The sequence below is a fragment of the Nitriliruptor sp. genome (assembly GCF_040882075.1).
In the GTDB taxonomy this organism is placed as follows: domain Bacteria; phylum Actinomycetota; class Nitriliruptoria; order Nitriliruptorales; family Nitriliruptoraceae; genus Nitriliruptor.
Genome location: NZ_JBBEBZ010000097.1, coordinates 1 through 3,976 on the forward strand (window position 1 = coordinate 1; position 3,976 = coordinate 3,976).

Genomic DNA, 3,976 nt, shown 5'->3' on the forward strand with positions numbered 1-3,976 from the left:
CGGACTCGCCCGCGAGCGCGGACTCGCCGGCATCGGCCGAGTCGGTCGACTCGCCCTCGAGCGCGGATGAGAGCGACTCGCCGGACGAGGCCGCTGACGCCGAGGCGGCCGACGAGGCTGGCGAGGACGAGAAGACGCAGTGACCGAGGTCGCGGGGTCCGCTCCGCGGCTGCCCGACGCGGTCCGGCTGCGGATCGACCTCGCCTACGACGGTTCGCCGTTCGCGGGGTTCGCTCGGCAGCCGGACCAGGTCACCGTGCAGGGCACCCTCGAGGGTGCCCTGTCGCGTTGTCTGGGCCAGCCGGTCGCCACCACCTGTGCGGGCCGCACCGACCGGGGCGTCCACGCGCTCGCCCAGGTCGTCCACCTCGACGTCGACCCGTCGGTCGCGGTGGCACAACGATCGCTCGTGGACCTGCTCGCCGGCTCGCCGACCAGCCCCGAGCTCCGGCGCAGGATCGACGGTCTGGTCGGGCCCCCGATCACGGTCTGGGGGGTGAGGCGCGTCCCGGCGGACTTCGATGCCCGCCGCTCGGCGACCGGCCGCGTGTACCGCTACCGGCTGGTCGACGCCGACACCGCCGCGCCGCTCGAACGGTTCGACCGCTGGCACATCGGGGTGCCGCTCGCGATCGGTCCGATGCGACGAGCGGCAGCGGCCCTGATCGGTCAGCACGACTTCGCCGCGTTCTGCCGGCGGGTGCCCGGCCGCTCGTCGGTCCGGCGCCTCGACCGCATCGCCATCTCGCGGCCCGCACCCGGCCGGATCTCGGTGCGGCTCGCGGGCGCGGCGTTCTGCCACAACCAGGTGCGCGCCATCGTCGGGTGCCTGGTCGAGGTCGGCCGTGGCGGGTGGCAGCCGGAGCGCGTCGCCGAGGTGCTCGCGGCGCGGGACCGTCGGGAGCTGGCCCGGGTCGCGCCGCCCCACGGGCTGACGCTGGAGCGCGTCAGCTACGGCCGTCGGTTCCCCGCTGCACCGATGCGCGTCGACGAAGCCTGAGCGGCGCGCCGGGGTGTGCGCACGTGAACGCGGCGGGCAGGGTCGTGCGCGAGGTCCGCGCAGCCGCGTCCTCTCCGGAGCCTCCTCCGCCCGCCCGGCCGCCCGGTCCGTCAGACTCCGCGGGCGTCGGCGACCTCCGGCGTCGATCGCCCGCTCGCCCGGGTGATCCCCGAACAGCCCGAGGGCTCACCGATGTCGTCACGTCCCGCCCGCCGGTTCGGCGTGCTCCCGCTCGTCGCGGCGCTCATCCTGACCCTCGCCCCCGCGGCCACGGCCTCCGCTGCGGACGGGAGCGCCGACTCCCTCGGAGAGCGCCGTTCGGCGTCCGACCGCTCCGACCGGTCCGACCGGTCCGTACGGGCGACCGCCGACGAGGAGGGGATCCAACCGCGTGACCTGACGTTCGCCTGTCCCGACGGGCAGGTCCCGGACGCTGGTTTCGATGACGCCGCGGCCTCGTCCTTCGCCGGGCACGTGGATTGTCTCGTCTGGTACGGGATCACGACGGGGACCACCGCTGACACCTACTCGCCGCACGCGGCCATCACGCGGCGGCAGGCGGCGGTCTTCCTCCACAACCTCCTCGACGACCTGGTCCCGCTGCCGCAGCCGCCGTCGACGTCGAGGTTCGACGACGTCGCCGCCGACGACGGGTTCGGTCGGGCGATCAACGTCCTGGCCTCCGACGAGCTGGCGGACCTGCTCGAGGTGTGGATCGTCTCCGGGACCTCGGCCGACACCTTCCACCCGTACCGACGGATCACGCGGGCCCAGATGGGCTCGATGGTGCACCGCACCCTGCTCGGGGTCGCCAACTACTACGACGCGGCGGTCGACACCGGCGATTGCGGTGACCCGGCACAGCCGGACCAGGGCTGCTTCCCCGACGAGGACACCATCCCCGCCGCGCACCGGGCGAGCGTGGCCTCCATCTACCGCTTCGGCATCGTCAGTGGGTTCGTCGACGGCACCTTCGGCCCGAACCGGTTCGTCTCACGTGGCCAGATGGCGGTCTTCGTGACCCGGCTGCTCGACATCTTCGTCGAGGCGGAGTTCACCCTGCCACCGGGCAGCTACGTCACCCTCCTCGTCGACCGCGGGACCGCGGGGGCGCCGTGCGTGCCCACCGGAGCCGACGGGTCCGACGAGCGCCCCTACTGCACCATCCAGCCCGCCATCGACGAGGCCCGCACCCGGTCCGGGCTCGTCGTCACCGTCGTGGTCGTCGGTCGCGAGGCCCGTCCCTACGTCGAGTCGCTCGTGCTCAGCGCCGGCAACGCCCGCGAGGTCAGCCTCGCCGGGGTGTGGGCGGGGACCGGCGACGATCGGCCGGAGATCCGAGGCACGGTGCGTGTCACCGGCGATGACCCTGACGTGTGGAACGAGCTGTACGGGCTGATCGTCGAGGGTCCGTCGTCGGGTCCCGCGGTGGACGTGACCTCGCGCGGCAACGTCTGGGTCGAGCTGGTGACCGTCGAAGGCGCCGTCGGGATCCGGGTCGACCAGGGCAGCGGCTGGACGTTCCTGTACGACGCCTACGTCGATGCGACGGACGTCGGGGTGGACGTGGTGTCGACCGATCTGGGCTCGACCGGCACCGACATCGAGGACTCGCTCATCGTCGGTGGTGCGACGGCCTACGTCCGGCTGCCGGACGCCGGCGCGGCGTCGACGGCGGCTGCGGATCGGTGGGCCGACACGGCCCTCACCCGCAACGGTTTCGGGTCCGACATCGAGATCGTGACCGTGACGGGCCGGCGCGTGATCCGGGCGGCCGGGTGAGTTCCGTCCGGACGTCCACGTCGCCGCGACGGCGCTGAACGAGCGGACGGCGGTCACCAGCCGCGCCGGTTGACCCTCCTGGCGCCCGGCAGGTACCCTCCTGCTCCGCGGTCCTGCGAGGACCGCGTGTCTCGTGTCCGGGCCCCGTCAGCACCGCTGCCGCGTCCCGCTCCGGACGCCGCCCCCGGGCAGCACCGAGCCACTGGCACCCCGCGTGCCGATCGGCTCGGTCCGGTACCGGCGAGCAACCACCTGACGGCCCCACGCACCACCCCCTCCCCGAGCGGGGGAACGCGTGGCCACCGAGGAACGTGAAGCGATGCGCACCTACAGCCCCAGCGCCAAGGAGATCGAGCGCGCCTGGTTCGTGGTCGACGCCGAGGGTCAGTCCCTCGGTCGCCTGGCCACCCGGGTCGCCGCCGTCCTGCGCGGCAAGCACAAGCCGACCTTCGCCCCCCACCTCGACACCGGTGACTTCGTCGTGGTCATCAACGCCGAGAAGGTGACGCTCAAGGGCAGCAAGATCGAGCAGAAGCAGTACCACCGGCACTCGGGCTACCCGGGCGGGCTCACGTCCGTGCCGTTCCTGAGGATGCTCGACAAGAAGCCCACCGAGGTCGTCGAGCGCGCCGTCCACGGGATGCTCCCCAAGAACAAGCTCGGCCGCGCGATGGGCAAGAAGCTCAAGGTCTACGCCGGTCCGACCCACCCCCACGAGGCACAGGCTCCGCAGCCCCTGCCCGACCACGTCTGAGAGCGTCGAACATGGCTGACAAGATCTTCGTCGGACGCCGCAAGGCGGCCGTCGCCCGCGCCCGCGTCACCAAGGGGTCCGGCCAGTTCACGCTGAACGGCCGCACCTTCGAGGACTACTTCACCACCGAGAAGGTGCGCGCCCACGTCGTCGAGCCCTTCGGGATCCTCGAGCAGGAGGGCCAATGGGACATCACGGCCCGCCTCCACGGCGGTGGCATGACCGGCCAGGCTGGTGCGCTCCGTCTCGCGATCGCGCGCGCGCTCTCCGAGCACGACCCCGAGTGGCGCGCCCCCCTCAAGCAGGCCGGGTTCCTCACCCGTGACTCCCGTCGGGTCGAGCGCAAGAAGTACGGCCTCAAGAAGGCCCGCCGCGCTCCGCAGTTCTCCAAGCGCTAGAGCCTCGACGCTCCGCGACACCGACGACGCCGCCCTCCGGGG

General features: G+C 72.9%; 3 protein-coding genes and 1 pseudogene. All 4 read left to right on the top strand.

Annotated elements, in window-relative coordinates:
* The first annotated feature begins 139 nt into the window (after window positions 1-139).
* Window positions 140-1,000, top strand: a complete 861-nt coding sequence (gene truA, locus WEB03_RS05655; RefSeq protein ID WP_368069978.1) for a tRNA pseudouridine(38-40) synthase TruA — start codon at window positions 140-142, stop codon at window positions 998-1,000.
* 192 nt (window positions 1,001-1,192) lie between these two features.
* Window positions 1,193-2,782 carry an S-layer homology domain-containing protein gene (locus WEB03_RS05660; RefSeq protein WP_368069979.1) on the top strand — a complete coding sequence of 530 codons (1,590 nt, stop codon included), beginning with the start codon at window positions 1,193-1,195 and terminating at the stop codon, window positions 2,780-2,782.
* A gap of 319 nt (window positions 2,783-3,101) precedes the next feature.
* Window positions 3,102-3,536 (top strand): 50S ribosomal protein L13, encoded by a 435-nt coding sequence (gene rplM, locus WEB03_RS05665; RefSeq protein ID WP_368069980.1) that lies wholly within the window; start codon window positions 3,102-3,104, stop codon window positions 3,534-3,536.
* 29 nt (window positions 3,537-3,565) lie between these two features.
* A pseudogene (rpsI, locus tag WEB03_RS05670) lies at window positions 3,566-3,934 on the top strand (30S ribosomal protein S9); the annotation flags it as partial.
* Between the last annotated feature and the right edge of the window lie 42 nt (window positions 3,935-3,976).